Here is a 15,678-nt window from a genome sequence, read left to right on the forward strand (position 1 = left end):
GGGGTGCTCATTTCCTCGGGAGCTCGGGTCGGGTTCGGGGCGTTGCGGTCGGATGCCGGGATACGGAGTCTCAGCGGGAGACGAGCGGGCCGCGATCGGCGAGCTCGACGTCGGTGTTGTAGCGGTACAGGCGGGCTGGGCGGTGGCTGCCCGTACGGAAATCGTCGGTCGGCACGAGCGTGCCGGTCGCTTCGACCTGTCGGCGGAAGTTGGCCGGATCCAATCGGCGGCCGAGGATCGTCTCGTAGGCCTCGCGCAGGTCGGACAGGGTGAACGTCGGGGGAAGGAAGCCGTGCGCGACCCGGCTGTAGCCGACCTTGTTGCGCAGTCGCCACAGCGCGTAGTCGACGATCTGGTTGTGATCGAAGGCCAGCTGCGGGAGATCGACGGCGTCGAACCAGCGGACGTTCTCCGGCGCGTTGCCCGCCGCGATGTGCGCGGCGCTCTGAGCGTCGACCTCGTCCTGTCGCAGCAGCGCCCAGTACACGATCGACACGACCCGGCTGGGGGAGCGGTCCACATCGCCGAACGCGTACAGCTGCTCGAGATAGCTCGGCGCGAGACCCGTCGTCTCGGCGAGCGTGCGCGCCGCGGCCTGCTCGAGCCCCTCGCTCGGCACCAGCCAGCCGCCGGGGAGAGCCCACTGGCCCTGATGCGGGTCCCTCGTGCGCAGGACCAGAGGAAGCGACAGCACCGGGGTGCCGTTCTCGCCACGGCGCAGCGTCAGGATCACCGTCGACACCGCGACGCGGATGTCGGCTTCCCCAGTTCTGGTCACCATGACTTTAACCTCCGGGAACGATCTTAGTGTCACCGTGACCAGAACATCAATCCGCCGACGTCATATGTCGGAATCCGAAACGTTACGCGCCCGTGATGTGGACTCTTGTCTCGGCGCTGCAGGATTTGTTAGGTTACTGTCCTAACAAACCCCTTCGGGGGCTCGACGACGAGCAGCACCCTCCAAGCAGAGAAGCATCGAGAGGAAACATCACATGATCCGCAATGGAAAGCGCCGTGTCGCGATCACGGCGATCGCGGGGGCATCCGTCCTCGCACTCGGCCTCACCGCCTGTTCGGGCGGGGGCGGCGACGACACCGGCGACGGCGGAGACGCAGACACGACGCTGCGCGTCTGGGCCGGCAGCCAGACGCCGATCGAGCCGAACTTCAACCCATTCGCTCCGACCGTGCTCCACGGCGCACTCGGGCCCATCCTCGAGCCGCTGTTCTTCTTCAACAAGACGGCCGACGAGCCGGCGACGGGGATGATCGGCGAGTCGTACGAGTACAACGAGGACGGCACGGTCATCACCGTGAAGATCAAGCCGGACCTGAAGTGGAGCGACGGCGAGCCGCTGACCGCGGAGGACGTCGCCTTCACCTTCACGTACGAGGGCAACAACCCCGAAGGACAGGGCCTCGTCTCCGCGGAGCCCCAGGACGACACGACCGTCGTGCTGACCTACTCCGCGCCGCAGTTCACCTCCGAGTGGCAGCGCATGGGCGGCACGTGGATCCTCCCCGAGCACGTCTGGAGCGAGGTCGACGACTTCGCGACCTTCACCAATGAGGAGCCGGTCGGATCGGGCGCCTACGTCGTCGACAGCGTCACGAGCGAGTCGTACGTGCTCATCGCCAACGAGAACTACCGCGACGCGGACGACCTCGGCGTGGGCACCGTGCAGTACATCGCGGTGGACAACAACCAGGCCGCACAGGATCTGCTCGCCGCCGGTGAGCTGGACTGGGCGGGCATGTTCATCCCGAACCCCGATTCCGTCACGGGCAACGGCAAGATCGACTGGATCAACACGCCCCAGGACCCGACCGTGCTGTACACCTGCGCCAACGCCGACCTCGGCTGCACGGGTGAGCAGACCGACGTCGCCGTCCGTCAGGCGCTGAACATCGCCATCGACCGCGGCACGATCAAGCAGAAGGCGTTCGTCGATCTCACGGGTGACATCTCGCCGACGTACGCGCTGCTTCCGCGTGATGAGAAGTGGGTCGCCGACCCGGCCAACGAGGTCAGCCCGCAGAGCCCGGATGCCGCGGGCGCCGGGGCCATCCTCGAGGCCGCGGGTTACACCAAGGACGCCGACGGCATGTACGGCAAGGGCGGCACGCCGATCGAGCTCGACCTGATCTCGGTGGACGGCTGGACCGACTACAACGACGCCGCGAAGCTGATCGCCGAGCAGGCCGGCGAGGCCGGCATCACCATCAACGTCGGCACCGTGCAGTGGCAGGAGTTCTCCGATGCGCGTCAGACCGGCCAGTACGAGCTGATCGTGGGCGGCATGATCGGGACCTCGGTCGCCGACCCGTTCCAGATCTACCGCGACTGGCTCGGCGGCACCGAGGTCCAGTCGACCGGCCCGGTCGGCGAGGAAGTGCCGGCAGGCCGCTGGAACTTCAGCCGCTACAACAACCCCACCGTGGATGCCGCGATCGCCGCCGCCAACGCGACGAACGACGAGGCCGTGAAGATGGAGCAGTACGCCACGATCCAGACCGAGATCGTCCGCGACCTCCCGTACATCCCGCTGGTGATCAACGCCACCCAGACCTTCTACAACGCGAAGGACTTCACGGGTTGGCCGACGGAGGAGGACCTGTACGCGTTCCCGCCGTCCTGGGGCTCCGTCTCGGCCGGATTCATCCTGCCGCAGCTGCAGCCGGCCGGCTGATCACCCACTGATGCTCGGGAGCAGGAAGTCGAAGAAGTGACATGAAGTACTATGCCCGCCGGATCGGGTTCTACATCATCACGTTGTGGGCCGCGATCTCTCTCAACTTCCTGCTCCCTCGTCTGATGCCGGGCGACCCGGCCGACATCATGATCGCCAAGCTGCAGCGCAGCGGCGGCGAGGTGTCGGAGACCACGGTCCGCAACATCAAGCTGCTGCTGGGCTCGGATGACGCATCGATGTGGGAGCAGTACATCGGCTACTGGGGTCGGATGCTCCGAGGGGATCTCGGGATCTCCGTCACGAAGTATCCGACCCCGGTCGCCGAGCTCATCGGGCAGGCGCTGCCGTGGACGCTGATCCTCGTCGGCGTCGCGACCGTCATCTCGTTCATCCTCGGTATCGCGCTCGGTGCGTGGGTCGGGTGGAAGCGCGGCACCTGGGTCGATCATCTGATCCCGGCGACGACCATCCTCCAATCCATCCCGTACTTCTGGCTCGCGCTGGTGCTCGTCGCCGTGTTCGCGGTGGGACTCGGGTGGTTCCCGATCATCGGCGGCTACAGCGTCTTCGACTTCCCGAGGGGGCCGGAGTGGAGCTGGGCGTTCTTCGCGGATGCCGTCCACCACGCGATCCTGCCCGCGGTGACCATCGTGATCAGCTCCGTGGGCGGCTGGCTGTTCGGGATGCGCAACATGATGGTGTCCACGCTCGCGGAGGACTACGTCACCACCGCTGAGGCCAAAGGGCTGCGACCGCAGCGCATCCTCACGATGTACGCGTCGCGCAACGCGGCCATCCCCTCGATCGCCGGGTTCGCGATCACGCTCGGGTTCGTCGTGGCCGGCTCCATCGTCATGGAGCAGGTCTTCACCTACCCGGGCATCGGGAAGCTCATGTTCCAGGCCGTGCAGAACAGCGACTACGCACTGATGCAGGGAGTCTTCCTCGTCATCACGCTGACGGTGCTCGCCGCCAACTTCATCATGGACCTCGTCTACGGATACATCGACCCGAGGGCACGCCACAATGTCTGAGACCATCACGAAACCGACGTCCAATCCGATGGACACCGTCGCCCTCGTCACGCAGAAGCAGACCAGGGGCGGATGGCGCGCCATGATGCCGACGATGTCCGCCAAGCTCGTCACCGGCATCGTCATCGTGGTCGCGATCGTGCTGTTCGGCATCATCGGACCGCTCGTCACGCAGAATCCGCGCTACTCCGGCAACGACGCCCTCCAGCCGCCGAGTGCCGAGCACCTGCTGGGGACGACCAAACTCGGATACGACGTGTTCGCCCAGCTCGCCCACGGCACGCAGGGATCGCTGCTGGTCGGCATCGTCGCCGGACTCATCGCGATCATCCTGTCGCTGCTGTTCGGAGTGCTCGCCGGCTATGTCGGCGGATGGCGCGACGAGAGCCTGTCGCTCGTGACCAACATCGCCCTGGTCATCCCGGGGCTTCCGCTCGCGATGGTGATCGCGACGTACTTCAACACGCGCAGCTGGCTGCTCGTGGCCTTCGTGCTCGGCATCACCTCGTGGGCCGGGGCTGCCGTCGTGCTGCGGACGCAGGCTCGATCGCTGCGCAGCCGTGACTACGTGTACGCGGCGAAGGTCGCGGGGGAGAAGTCGTTCCGCGTCATCCTCGTCGAGATCCTGCCGAACCTGCTGCCGCTGCTGGCCGCGCAGTTCCTCTTCGCGATCATCTTCGCGATCCTGGGCGAGGCGGGGCTCTCGTACCTGGGTCTCGGCGCGACCGACTCGATCACGTGGGGCACGATCCTCAACGACGCGCAGTCCGGTCAGGCGCTGGGAACCGGAGCGTGGTGGTGGTTCATCCCGCCCGGCATCCTGATCGCACTCCTCGGATGCGGGCTGTCTCTGATCAACTTCGCGATCGACGAGATCATCAACCCGAAACTGCGCGTCGCACCCGAGGCCGCACGCCGCGTCCGCAAGGCCGCGAAGACGAAGGGAGTGGGCGCATGACCGCCCCCGAAGCCGTCCTCACCGCTCGCGGTGTCTCGATCGAGTACGAGGTCGACCCGCCGGTGAAGGCCGTGCGCGACGTCTCGCTCACGCTGCACCGCGGTGAGATCCTCGGGCTGGCGGGTGAATCCGGGTGCGGGAAGACCACACTCGCGTACGGGCTGAACAGACTCCTCAAGGCCCCGGCGCTGATGACCAGCGGCGAGATCGTCTTCCACGACCGCGACGGCGAGGACATCGACATCGTCGCGCTCGCCGACGACGGTCTCCGGGCCTTCCGGTGGGACAAGATCTCGATGGTGTTCCAGGGCGCGATGAATTCCCTGAACCCCGTCATCAGCGTGAAGGCGCAGATCTTCGACGTCTTCGACACGCATCGCCCCGGTATGAGCCGAAAGGCCAAGACCGAGCGGGCGCAGGAGCTCCTCGGCCTGGTCGGCGTCGACCCTTCGCGCCTCACGAGCTTCCCGCACGAGCTCTCGGGAGGCATGCGCCAGCGCGTGATGATCGCGATGGCGCTCGCCCTGGATCCACAGGTCATGATCATGGACGAGCCGACCACGGCGCTCGACGTGGTCGTGCAGCGCGGGATCATCCGGGAGATCATGCGCCTGCGCGAACGCCTCGGCTTCGCGGTGATCTTCATCACCCACGACCTGCCGATGCTGATCGAGATCAGCGATCGGATCGCCGTCATGCTGCAGGGTCAGATCGTCGAGCAGGGGACGGCGGAGGAGATCTACCGCACCCCGCAGCACGAGTACACCAAGAAGCTGCTCTCCAGCTTCCCGAGCCTGAAGGGCGCGCGCGGCGGCTTCGTGCGCAGCGGCGCCGAGATCACGGCATCCGAGAAGGAGGAGGCACGATGAGCACCCTGGAAGCGCGACACCTGATCAAGGACTTCAAGCTCCGGTCCGGATTCAAGACCACGACGCTGCACGCCGTGAAGGACGTGTCGTTCACGATCGAGGCGGGCAGGACCATCGCCCTGGTCGGGGAGTCGGGCAGCGGCAAGTCGACGATCGCCCGCATGCTGATGAAGCTCGAGACGCCCACGGCGGGGGACATCCTGCTCGACGGCGCCCCCAGCGGAACGAGCGGCAGGGCTCTCGCGCGCTACCGCTCGGATGTGCAGATGGTCTTCCAGGATCCGTTCGCGTCACTGAACCCGTTCCACACGATCATTCATCACCTCGAGCGGCCGCTGCGGATCCATCATCCGAAGCTGTCGCGCGACGAGGTGCGGGCCAAGGCCCTGGACCTGCTCGAGCGCGTCCGGCTCTCCCCGGCGGAGAGCTTCGCCGAGCGCCGTCCGCACGAGCTCTCCGGTGGTCAGCGTCAGCGCATCGCGATCGCGCGGGCGCTCGCGCCCGGCGCGCGTTTCATCGTCGCCGACGAGCCGGTGTCGATGCTCGACGTGTCGATCCGGCTCGGCGTGCTGAACCTCCTCGCCGACCTGCAGCGCGAGGAGAACCTCGGCGTGCTCTACATCACGCACGATCTGGCGACCGCGCGGCACTTCAGCGACGAGATCCTCGTGATGTACCGCGGCGACATCGTCGAAAGGGGCCCGGCGGACGAGGTGATCCTCAACCCGCAGCACGAGTACACCAAGACGCTCCTGGAGGCCGCGCCCGACCCCGAGAACATGGGGCGGCTTCGTGACGAGGTGCGCGCGGAACTGACCGGGAGCTGAGGCTCACGGCGCGGAAGGCGAGTCGAGATCCAGCGCCCAGACATTGGTCTGCAGCGTCTGGCCCCGGAACGCGAGCTCCCGCGTCGCGACGAGCGAGAATCCGGCGCCCCTGCACAGCGCGTTCGACGGCAGGTTGTCCTCCGAGGGGAAGGCCGTCAGCAGACGCTCGGTGCGGTGCTCTCGGACGTCCTGGACGAGGAGGGCGAGGGCGGCGCGGCCGATGCCGCGGCCCTGCATCTCGGGAAGGATGAACCAGCCCGTCTCGTGCACGTCCTGATCGTCCCACTCGGTGGTCCACCAGCCGATCCCGCCGACGGCGGCCTCGTCGTCCTCGACCACGAACATCCGCGCCGCGCCCTCCCGCCACAGCCGCAGGTACCTCTGGTTGCGCTCCTGGACCTGATCGTCGGTCTCGGGACCGGCGAGGTGCGCGGTCATCTCGGGTGTGTTGGCGCGGTACAGCAGCGGCAGGTCGGACGGGGCCCATCTCCTCAGACGCACGGTCATGCCGCCAGTATGCGCTCCGATACCGACATCGCGCTGTCGACGCCCTGGCTCCGGGCTATGCTGTTCGCATAACTGAAGAAGGCCCCACGACCCGTGCGGGAGAGCCCCGGTGAAGCCGTCCGGGCACCGAAGGAGCAAGCCTCCCCGCCAATCTCTCAGGTACCGCGTACCGCGCCGGTCGGGCCACTCTGGAAAGCGATGCCTCGCGCAGCGAGGGATCCGCCGACGGTGAAAGCCCCTCGCGGGTGAAACTCTCAGGCCAATGACAGAGGGGGAGTTCTCGGATACCGTGCAATCAGTACGGCATCCTTCCGATCCACACGGGAGAACTCCATGACCCCAGCTCGGTACACACCTCTGCGCGAGCGTCACGAAGCGCTCGGCGCATCGTTCACCGACTTCGGCGGCTGGCAGATGCCGGTGCGCTACACCTCGGACCTCGCTGAGCACCACGCGGTCCGGCAGGCCGCCGGACTCTTCGACATCTCGCACATGGCCGAGTTCCTCATCGAAGGAACGGATGCCGCGGCCTACCTCGATCACGCGCTCGCGGGGCGGATCTCGACCATGGCCGTCGGCAAGGCGAAGTACTCGCTCGTGCTCGCGGAAGCGGGCGGGATCGTCGACGACGTCATCGTCTACCGCCTCGCCGACGACCGCTTCCTGATCATCTCCAACGCCGGGAACCGGGATGCCGTGGCCGAGGCGCTGCCGCAGCGCACCGGGACGTTCGACGTCGCGGTCTCCGACGTCTCGGACGGCTACGCGCTCCTGGCGGTGCAGGGACCGGCCGCCGAGGCGATCGTCGCGGCGACCGCCGGAATCGACGAGGTCTCGGTCCCCTGGGACGAGCAGAAGTACTACGCATGGGCCTCGGCCACCTACGCCGGCGTGCCGCTGCTGATCGCACGGACCGGGTACACCGGCGAGGACGGCTTCGAGCTGCTCGTCCGCGCCGCGGACGCCCCGGCGCTCTGGGATGCCGTGGTGGCGGCCGGACAGCAGCACGGCCTGGTGCCGGCGGGGCTCGCCGCCCGCGACACGCTGCGTCTCGAGGCCGGCATGCCGCTCTACGGGCATGAGCTCTCCCTCGACACGAAGCCGGCGCAGGCCGGACTCGGCAGGGTCGTCGCCGCCGACAAGGAGGCGTTCGTCGGCAAGGACGGCGTCGCCGCGGAATCCGACGCCCGCGTCCTCACCGGGCTGTCGGCCGAGGGCAAGCGCGCAGGCCGGGCGGGATACGCCGTGGTCACCGAAGACGGCGCCGTCGTCGGCGAGATCACCAGCGGCGCGCTCAGCCCGACGCTCGGCCACCCGATCGCGATGGCCTACATCGATCCCTCGGCGCTCGCCGCCGACCTGTTCCTGGATGTGCGGGGCACGAAGATCCCCGCCGTCGTGACCGATCTGCCTTTCTACCGGAGGACGAAATGACCGACCTGACCACCCTGAAGTACAGCGACGAGCACGAGTGGGTCGCCCTGACGGGCGATGTCGCGACCGTCGGCATCACCGATTTCGCCGCTGACGCCCTCGGAGACATCGTCTTCGTGGAGCTCCCCGCCGTCGGCACCGAGATCAGCCGCGGCGACGTCTTCGGCGAGGCCGAGTCGACCAAGTCGGTCTCCGAGCTCTACGCCCCGGTCGCCGGCACCGTGACCGAGGTCAACCAGGCCGTCGTCGACGACCCGGCTCTGCTGAACTCCTCGCCGTTCGAGGACGCGTGGCTGATCAAGGTGACCGTCGCCGACGGTGCGACCGACGGTCTGCTCGACCGCGACGCGTACGTCGCGCTGACCGAGGGCTGATCGCGCAGTGGTCTCCTTCGCCGACCGTCACATCGGGACGACCTCCGAGACGCAGCGGCTCATGCTCGACGCGCTCGGCATCACGGATGCCGAAGCTCCCGTCGAGCAGCTGATGCGCCAGGCCGTTCCCGCGTCCATCTTGTCCCCTACGCCCACTCCAGACAGCGCTGGCGCGCTGCCCGGAGCCTCCGGGCTCGGGGCCCCTGCACCGGGTGACACGATCATCCCCGCCGCCGCCAGCGAGGCCGAAGCGCTCGCCGAGCTGCGTGCGCTCGCCGCCCGCAACACCGTCAACACGCCGATGATCGGTCTGGGCTACTACGGCACGATCACGCCGAGCGTCATCCAGCGCAACGTCCTGGAGAACCCGTCCTGGTACACGGCGTACACGCCGTATCAGCCCGAGATCTCGCAGGGACGGCTCGAGGCGCTGATCAACTTCCAGACCATGGTCTCCGAGCTGACGGGGCTGACGACCGCGAACGCGTCCATGCTGGACGAGTCGACGGCCGTCGCCGAGGGGATGCTGCTGGCGCGGCGCGCGTCGAAGGCCACCACGAACGTGTTCGTGGTCGACTCCGGTGCGTTCCCGCAGACCAAGGCGCTGCTCGCCACCCGCGCGGATGCCGTCGGCATCGAACTCGTCGAGCGCGATCTCGCCGCAGGCGAGGCGCTGCCGGATGAGCTGTTCGGAGTGTTCGTGCAGTACCCGGCCGCCTCCGGACTCGTGTGGGACCCGTCGGCGGTGATCGACGCGGCTCACGTCGCCGGAGGCCTCGCCGTCGTCGCGGCGGACCTCCTGGCGCTCACCCTGATCGCCTCGCCCGGATCGCTCGGCGCGGACGTCGCCGTCGGCACGACGCAGCGCTTCGGCGTTCCGATGGGCTTCGGCGGACCGCACGCCGGGTACATGGCCGTTCGTCAGGGCCTCGAGCGGCAGCTCCCCGGCCGCCTCGTCGGCGTCTCGGTGGATGCCGACGGCAAGCCGGCCTACCGTCTGTCGCTGCAGACGCGCGAGCAGCACATCCGCCGCGAGAAGGCGACGAGCAACATCTGCACCGCGCAGGTGCTGCTGGCCGTCATGGCCTCGATGTACGCGGTCTATCACGGCCCAGACGGACTGCGGGCGATCGCATCCGAGACGGCGGCGAAGGCCGCCCTGCTGCGCGACTGGCTCGTGGAAGCCGGCGTCGAGATCGCCTTCGACGCCTTCTTCGACACACTGTCGCTGCGTGTGCCCGGCCGTGCAGCCGAGTACGCTGAGCAGGCGCACCACGGCTACGGCATCCTGTTCCACGTCGCGGACGGTGACACGCTCGGCATCTCGGTCGACGAGACGACCACTGTCGCGGAGCTGCACCAGATCGCCATGGTGTTCGGCGGCAGGCAGGAGCGGGCTTTCGGACTCACCGGCGACGCCAACGCGCTGCCGGGCGCGCTGCGTCGCCAGGACGAGTACCTGACGCACCCGGTGTTCCACGTGCACCGCTCCGAGACCGCCATGATGCGGTACCTCAAGAGTCTCGCAGACCGCGACTACGCGCTCGATCGCGGCATGATCCCGCTGGGGTCGTGCACGATGAAGCTGAACGCGGCGACCGAGATGGCCGCGATCACGTGGCCGGAGTTCGCGGGCATCCACCCGTTCGCCCCGGCATCCGACGTCGCCGGCTACCTGGAGCTCATCGATCAGCTCGAGGGCTGGCTCGCCGAGGTCACCGGATACGACGCCGTCTCGCTGCAGCCGAACGCCGGTTCGCAGGGCGAGCTCGCCGGGCTCCTGGCGATCCGCGGGTTCCACCTCGCGAACGGCGACGACCACCGCACGGTGTGCCTCATCCCGTCGTCCGCGCACGGCACGAACGCGGCATCCGCGGTCCTTGCCGGGATGAAGGTCGTCGTGGTGGCCTGCGACGAGCTCGGAAACGTCGACCTGGACGATCTGCGCGCCAAGATCGCCGCCAACGCGGACGAGCTGTCGGCTCTGATGATCACGTATCCGTCGACGCACGGCGTCTACGAGCAGCAGGTGGTCGAGATCACCTCCGCCGTGCATGACGCCGGCGGACAGGTGTACGTCGACGGTGCGAACCTCAACGCGCTGCTCGGCTACGCCCGGTTCGGCGACCTGGGCGGAGACGTCTCGCACCTGAACCTGCACAAGACGTTCGCGATCCCGCACGGCGGCGGCGGACCCGGTGTGGGTCCGGTGGCGGCCAAGGCGCACCTGGCGCCGTTCCTGCCCTCGCACCCTCTCGCCCAGCGCGCGGAGCACTTCGGCGGATTCGTCTTCGACGGCGGCGTCGTCTCGGCGGCTCCTTACGGATCAGCAGGCATCCTGCCGATCTCGTGGGCGTACGTGCGGATGATGGGTGCGGCAGGGCTGCGCGACGCGACGGCTGCGGCTGTCCTGTCGGCGAACTACATCGCCGAGCGTCTGCGCGAGCACTTCCCGGTGCTGTACACGGGCGAGAACGGTCGCGTCGCGCACGAGTGCATCCTGGATCTGTGTCCGCTCAAGGAGGCGACCGGCATCACGGTCGACGATGTCGCCAAGCGCCTCATCGACTACGGCTTCCACGCGCCGACGATGTCGTTCCCGGTCCCTGGGACTCTGATGGTCGAGCCGACGGAGTCCGAGGATCTCGGCGAGATCGAGCGGTTCATCGAGGCCATGATCATGATCAAGGCCGAAGCGGAAGCCGTGGCCGCCGGTCGCTGGGGTGCCGGTGACAACCCGCTCGTGAACGCGCCGCACACCGCTGTGTCTCTGATCGCGGGGGAGTGGAACCACTCCTACACCCGTGAGGAGGCTGCGTACCCTGTGCCGGCGCTCGTCGCAGGGAAGTACTGGCCGCCGGTGCGGCGCATCGATCAGGCGTACGGCGACCGCAACCTCGTGTGCGCGTGCCCGCCGATCGAGGCGTTCGCCTGACGCGTCCCCGGCGTGCCGGCATCATGCCGGCACGCCGGGTCAGTCGCGCAGATCAGGCGGTGCGATCGCGATCAACGCGTCGGCCAGCTCTTCCGCCGTGCGTTCGCGACCGTCCGTCAACCACCAGGAGATCGCAGCGAGCGTCCCGGCAGCGATATAGCGGGCTGTGACCTCCGGGTCCGCGGCGAGCGTCACTCGCGTGCGCAGGGTGATGAGCACCGACTCGGTGAGTCCGGTTGCGAAGCCTTCGACGAAGGCCGGGTCGGACGTGAGCAGTACGCCGTAGGTCGTGCGGTGGTCGGCGATGAAGCGGGCGATGTCCAACAGCACCTGCCGGTTGACCGCGGTCTTGGACGCGCCATCGACGATCGCGACGCGGGCCTGGGCGATCAGCGATTCGCTGAAGTCGCTGAGCGCCGTCGCAGCGAGGTCGCCGATCCCGGAGAAGTGCGCATAGAACGAGGACCGGGTCGTCCCCGCCTCTCGAACGATCCTCGCCACCCCGGCCGTGCGCACTTCGTCGGCGTCGACGAGCCTTCTGAACGCGTCGAGCAGCTTCCGTCGCGTCTTGAGCACGCGTCGATCGCTGCTGTCCACGCGTCGCGTCCGCAGGGTCTCCTGTTTGGATCCGGCCTCGATCATCCCCGCCATTCTCCCCGATCAGCAGGATGCCGGGGCGAGCGAGCCGCCCCGGCATCCTGTGCGCCGTCTAGGCCGGGCGGTACGACGGGCGCAGCGACGGCGGGATGAGTCCTTTCGGCAGCGGCTTGTCGTAGGGCGTGACCGCGATGATGTCCGCGAACTCCCGCTGCGCCGCGGCCAGCAGCTCGGCGTCGGTGAACAGATCGATCGCTGTGGCCGCCATGACCTTCGCCCCGTGGATCATGCCCTTGTGCGCGGCCGCGGTCTTGCCCTGCGCGACCATCTGCCAGGAGTGTCCTGGCGTGCCGACGATCGCGGTCCCCGCTCCCATCTGCACCGTCGGGGTGACCCAGCTCACGTCGCCGACGTCGGTCGAGCCCGTCATCTGCGGGCGCAGGGCGGCCGGCGGCAGCGGCAGCACCCCGTCGAAGTACGCGGGGCTGTCGGCGGGGATGCCGAGCTGGCGCTTCATCGCCTCGGCAGCCCCATCGGGGAGGCCGGCGGACAGGACCCGTCCATAGGCCTGGTCCGCTTCGTCGAAGTCGACCCCGCCGAGCTCCTCGAACACCGCCTGCATGTGCTTCTCCAGCGTCGCGTTGGGCAGCACTTCGGCGCAGGCGCCGTCGAACTCGATCTCCACCTCGGTCTCCGTCATCATCGCCGCGCCGTGGGCGACCTTCTTGACCCGTTCGTACAGCGTGCGCATGCGCGCGACCGTGGGCGAGCGCACGATGTAGTAGAGCTCGGCCGTCGCCTGGACGACGTTGGCCGACGTTCCGCCCGCGTCGACGAAGGCGTAGTGGATGCGATCGGTGTCGTCCATGTGCTCGCGCAGGAAGTTCACGCCGACGTTCATGAGTTCGGCCGCGTCCAGGGCGCTGCGGCCGTGCTGGGGGTTGGCGCCGGCATGAGCGGCCAGACCCCGGAACCGGAAGTACGCCTGCGTGTACGCGAGGGTCTTCCACTGCGCAGCGGAGGCGAGGGGCATCGGATGGTTCGTCACGGCCGCGTCGACGTCGTCGAAGGCGCCGGCGGCCACCATGAACGTCTTCCCGGCTGCTCCCTCCTCAGCCGGGCAGCCGTAGTAGCGGACCGTCCCCGGCAGGCCGGCGGTCTCGAGATGCCGAGCGGCGGCGACGGCGGCCAGGAGCGATCCGGAGCCGAGGAGGTTGTGGTGGCAGCCATGACCCGCGTCGCTGCCGCTGTCCGGATCCGGGGTGCGTTCGGTCGCACCCGCCGCTTGGCTGAGCCCGGCGAGGGCGTCGTACTCGCCGAGGAACGCGATGACCGGCGATCCGGCGCCCCACTCGGCGCTGAACGCGGTCGGGACGCCGCCCGCGGCCCGGGTGATCCGGCCGCCGAACTCTTCGGCGGCCGCGATCTGCTTGGCCATCGACGCGTGTTCTTCCCAGCGCAGTTCCGGCTCGGCCCAGATGTCGTCGCTGAGTCGGACGAATCGCGGCGAGAGCTCGTCGACGATCGGGGCGATGTCGGCGACGGTCGTTGTCGTTTCGGTGATCATGTTCGGTCCTCCAGGACTCGGTGTTTCAGGAGAGGTCTTCGGCGGCGGGCTTCGGCTTCTTCTTCCCGACGGGGAGGATCAGCGCGAAGACGACGGTCGCGATCACGGAGAGCGCGATGCCGAACAGGGCGACGGCGGGGAACAGCGGCGTGAGCACGAGCTGGACGACGACGCCGACGACGACCGCGATCGTGAGGATCCGGATGTTGGGGTTCGACGAGATCATCTGCACGACGACCGCTCCCATCACCGCCGGCAGCACGAAGGTCTGCACTTGGGTGATGACTTCAGGGGGGAGCAGCCGCAGCAGCAGGGACCCGAAGAGGCCGACGAACACGAGCAGACTCACCAGATGCGTCGCGGCGGCGCCGCAGATCGCGAGAACGGCCGCGAGCTGGCCGCGCTTGGTCTCCGGCTTCGCCCCGATGGCGGACTGGGCCACGATCGCGGCCGGAACGAGCTTGTTGCTGATGTTGCCGATCATGAACGCCTGGTACATGCTCGCCGCCCCGAGGATCGGGAAGTACGAGAGAGGTTCGATGAACCAGAGCACGCCGAAGGCGAAGGCGATCGCCACGACACCGGCCGCGACCGCGGACACCTGAACGCCGAACTCGATCGCGAGCACGAGGGGTCCCGCGAGCATGAGGACGAGCGCGAGGATCATCGTGATCCGCCCCCACCGAGACGTCGTCGTGTCGAACTGCTTCCAGGCCCCTGCGGTCACGGGCGAGGTCGTCGGGGAGGTGGATGTCGACATGAGGGATGCTCCGCTCTGCTGCGCTGGGACGTTCATTGGATGCCTGCGTTCGATACGAGGATGCCGACGCCGATCGCGACGATCATCGATATGCCGAGTGCCCACTCCTTGAGCCAGTCCTGGCGGAAGGCCTTGGCGATCCAGAGGCAGAGGAGCATGACGAGTGCGCTCGCGATGGCGACGATGGCGACCGCGAGTCCCTTCTGCAGCTGCTGGATGCCGAAGGTGCCGAAGGCGCCGAGCAGCGCGGCGGTCGGGATGATCGCCATCGCGCCGCCGGTGGTTGCAGCCTGCTTCGCCTCCAGACGGTCGGTGCCGCGCTTGAGCAGCGGCGTCACGATGAGTGTGACGAGCATCCACCCGGATCCCGCGAGGGCGATGCAGAGCATCACCGTCGCGAAGACCTGCTGCGTGTAGCCGTCGCCGCCGAGCACGACGCCCTGGGTCTCGGCGGCGATTCCGGCCGCGCCCACCTCGAACGCGGCTGAGCCGATCAGGCCGATGCGGGTGAGCACTCCGGGTGTTCCGAAGACGCTGAGCAGAGTGACGGCGATCAGCGCCACAGCCATGGAAGGGCCGATCGCCGCCACGGCGCCGGAGCGGAACGAGCGCTTCACATCGGTCGCGCTCATCTCGACGGCGGGGGCCGCGCGTCTGGCAGCGCGGTAGTAGATGATCGTCTGCGCGGCTATCACGGCGAAGACGCCTGCCGCGCACAGCCAGAGAACCGGCTGATTCGCCGCGGCCAGGATATCGGTGGAGTTCGGATCGAGGACGATGGGGACGAAGGACACGGGCGGTCTCCTTGCGTAGAGCTGCCGAACTCCGGGCGGAGTTCCGGTTCCCCTCTGTCCGTTGTGCCTGAGAGTGTCGCGCTGTGCGCTTCCCCTTCGGCGGGCCTCGCGAGGCCTCTCTCCAGAGTTCCCCAGTCAGCGGGTCCTTCTGCCTGAGAGATTGGCGGGTGGCTTGCCCCTTCGGCGTCCGCATCTCGTGCGGATCTCTCCCCGGTGACTGTTCGGGCGTCGGTCGCGGATGTGCGACCGCCGGTGTTTCGTGTTGTGGGTCAATAATGGACATTGTCCGATTACAGCGGAAGACCGGTGCGGTTACGGGTGTGTAA

Annotated in this window: 14 protein-coding genes and 3 riboswitches; of the genes, 8 read left to right on the top strand and 6 right to left on the bottom strand. The window is 68.1% G+C overall.

Annotation, left to right across the window (positions count from 1 at the left end; genetic code table 11):
- Positions 1-70: 70 nt before the first annotated feature.
- Entirely contained in the window at positions 71-781 is a 711-nt protein-coding gene (locus OED01_RS05020) for an NUDIX hydrolase (protein ID WP_264157283.1), read from the bottom strand.
- 214 nt (positions 782-995) lie between these two features.
- On the opposite strand from OED01_RS05020, the gene OED01_RS05025 reads away from it, so the two are divergent.
- From OED01_RS05025 to OED01_RS05045, 5 genes are read left to right on the top strand one after another with little or no spacing between them, the layout of a single operon-like run.
- On the top strand, positions 996-2,693 hold the full coding sequence (locus OED01_RS05025; RefSeq protein WP_264157284.1) for an ABC transporter substrate-binding protein: 1,698 nt from the start codon (positions 996-998) through the stop codon (positions 2,691-2,693).
- 41 nt (positions 2,694-2,734) lie between these two features.
- A complete protein-coding gene (locus tag OED01_RS05030; protein ID WP_264157285.1) occupies positions 2,735-3,730 on the top strand; it encodes an ABC transporter permease in 996 nt (331 codons plus the stop codon).
- Entirely contained in the window at positions 3,723-4,688 is a 966-nt protein-coding gene (locus tag OED01_RS05035; protein WP_264157286.1) for an ABC transporter permease, read from the top strand. Before OED01_RS05030 ends, OED01_RS05035 begins: the two co-directional genes overlap by 8 nt.
- Positions 4,685-5,557 (top strand): ABC transporter ATP-binding protein, encoded by an 873-nt coding sequence (locus tag OED01_RS05040; protein ID WP_264157287.1) that lies wholly within the window; start codon positions 4,685-4,687, stop codon positions 5,555-5,557. Before OED01_RS05035 ends, OED01_RS05040 begins: the two co-directional genes overlap by 4 nt.
- On the top strand, positions 5,554-6,384 hold the full coding sequence (locus OED01_RS05045; RefSeq protein ID WP_264157288.1) for an ABC transporter ATP-binding protein: 831 nt from the start codon (positions 5,554-5,556) through the stop codon (positions 6,382-6,384). The genes OED01_RS05040 and OED01_RS05045 overlap by 4 nt, the downstream gene beginning before the upstream one ends.
- Before the next feature lie 3 nt (positions 6,385-6,387).
- Here OED01_RS05045 and OED01_RS05050 read toward each other — a convergent pair whose 3' ends face one another.
- Positions 6,388-6,891: a GNAT family N-acetyltransferase gene (locus OED01_RS05050; protein ID WP_264157289.1), complete on the bottom strand. Its 504-nt coding sequence runs from the start codon at positions 6,889-6,891 to the stop codon at positions 6,388-6,390.
- An 86-nt stretch (positions 6,892-6,977) separates the two neighbouring features.
- Positions 6,978-7,073, top strand: a riboswitch (glycine riboswitch).
- A riboswitch (glycine riboswitch) is annotated at positions 7,074-7,170 on the top strand. It abuts the riboswitch before it with no gap.
- A gap of 54 nt (positions 7,171-7,224) precedes the next feature.
- Here OED01_RS05050 and gcvT point away from each other — a divergent pair.
- The 3 genes from gcvT (at position 7,225) to gcvP (ending at position 11,634) form a co-directional block, all read left to right on the top strand.
- Positions 7,225-8,325, top strand: a complete 1,101-nt coding sequence (gene gcvT, locus OED01_RS05055) for a glycine cleavage system aminomethyltransferase GcvT (RefSeq protein ID WP_264157290.1) — start codon at positions 7,225-7,227, stop codon at positions 8,323-8,325.
- Positions 8,322-8,699 (top strand): glycine cleavage system protein GcvH, encoded by a 378-nt coding sequence (gene gcvH / locus OED01_RS05060; protein ID WP_264157291.1) that lies wholly within the window; start codon positions 8,322-8,324, stop codon positions 8,697-8,699. Before gcvT ends, gcvH begins: the two co-directional genes overlap by 4 nt.
- 61 nt (positions 8,700-8,760) lie before the next feature.
- Positions 8,761-11,634, top strand: coding sequence for an aminomethyl-transferring glycine dehydrogenase (gcvP, locus tag OED01_RS05065; RefSeq protein WP_413231626.1), 2,874 nt, complete (start codon positions 8,761-8,763; stop codon positions 11,632-11,634).
- 39 nt (positions 11,635-11,673) lie between these two features.
- On the opposite strand, the gene OED01_RS05070 is transcribed toward gcvP, so the two are convergent.
- The 4 genes from OED01_RS05070 to OED01_RS05085 form a co-directional block, all read right to left on the bottom strand.
- The gene (locus OED01_RS05070; protein ID WP_264157293.1) at positions 11,674-12,276 is read right to left on the bottom strand and encodes a TetR/AcrR family transcriptional regulator; all 603 of its coding nucleotides are present in this window, start codon (positions 12,274-12,276) and stop codon (positions 11,674-11,676) included.
- A 67-nt stretch (positions 12,277-12,343) separates the two neighbouring features.
- The gene (locus tag OED01_RS05075) at positions 12,344-13,798 is read right to left on the bottom strand and encodes an amidohydrolase (RefSeq protein WP_264157294.1); all 1,455 of its coding nucleotides are present in this window, start codon (positions 13,796-13,798) and stop codon (positions 12,344-12,346) included.
- Between the two features lie 25 nt (positions 13,799-13,823).
- Complete coding sequence (locus tag OED01_RS05080) at positions 13,824-14,558, bottom strand: hypothetical protein (protein ID WP_264157295.1); 735 nt, start codon at positions 14,556-14,558, stop codon at positions 13,824-13,826.
- A 32-nt stretch (positions 14,559-14,590) separates the two neighbouring features.
- Positions 14,591-15,352, bottom strand: a complete 762-nt coding sequence (locus OED01_RS05085; protein WP_264157296.1) for a DUF5058 family protein — start codon at positions 15,350-15,352, stop codon at positions 14,591-14,593.
- A 130-nt stretch (positions 15,353-15,482) separates the two neighbouring features.
- A riboswitch (glycine riboswitch) is annotated at positions 15,483-15,574 on the bottom strand.
- Between the last annotated feature and the right edge of the window lie 104 nt (positions 15,575-15,678).

It is taken from the genome of Microbacterium sp. M28 (assembly GCF_025836995.1).
GTDB lineage: Bacteria > Actinomycetota > Actinomycetes > Actinomycetales > Microbacteriaceae > Microbacterium.

What these genes read in the sequence shown, in the direction of transcription:
- OED01_RS05020 (WP_264157283.1), bottom strand. Translation starts at nt 781, where the DNA reads ATGGTGACCAGAACTGGGGAAGCCGACATCCGCGTCGCGGTGTCGACG.
- OED01_RS05025 (WP_264157284.1), top strand. Translation starts at nt 996, where the DNA reads ATGATCCGCAATGGAAAGCGCCGTGTCGCGATCACGGCGATCGCGGGG.
- OED01_RS05030 (WP_264157285.1), top strand. Translation starts at nt 2,735, where the DNA reads ATGAAGTACTATGCCCGCCGGATCGGGTTCTACATCATCACGTTGTGG.
- OED01_RS05035 (WP_264157286.1), top strand. Translation starts at nt 3,723, where the DNA reads ATGTCTGAGACCATCACGAAACCGACGTCCAATCCGATGGACACCGTC.
- OED01_RS05040 (WP_264157287.1), top strand. Translation starts at nt 4,685, where the DNA reads ATGACCGCCCCCGAAGCCGTCCTCACCGCTCGCGGTGTCTCGATCGAG.
- OED01_RS05045 (WP_264157288.1), top strand. Translation starts at nt 5,554, where the DNA reads ATGAGCACCCTGGAAGCGCGACACCTGATCAAGGACTTCAAGCTCCGG.
- OED01_RS05050 (WP_264157289.1), bottom strand. Translation starts at nt 6,891, where the DNA reads ATGACCGTGCGTCTGAGGAGATGGGCCCCGTCCGACCTGCCGCTGCTG.
- gcvT (WP_264157290.1), top strand. Translation starts at nt 7,225, where the DNA reads ATGACCCCAGCTCGGTACACACCTCTGCGCGAGCGTCACGAAGCGCTC.
- gcvH (WP_264157291.1), top strand. Translation starts at nt 8,322, where the DNA reads ATGACCGACCTGACCACCCTGAAGTACAGCGACGAGCACGAGTGGGTC.
- gcvP (WP_413231626.1), top strand. Translation starts at nt 8,761, where the DNA reads ATGCTCGACGCGCTCGGCATCACGGATGCCGAAGCTCCCGTCGAGCAG.
- OED01_RS05070 (WP_264157293.1), bottom strand. Translation starts at nt 12,276, where the DNA reads ATGATCGAGGCCGGATCCAAACAGGAGACCCTGCGGACGCGACGCGTG.
- OED01_RS05075 (WP_264157294.1), bottom strand. Translation starts at nt 13,798, where the DNA reads ATGATCACCGAAACGACAACGACCGTCGCCGACATCGCCCCGATCGTC.
- OED01_RS05080 (WP_264157295.1), bottom strand. Translation starts at nt 14,558, where the DNA reads ATGTCGACATCCACCTCCCCGACGACCTCGCCCGTGACCGCAGGGGCC.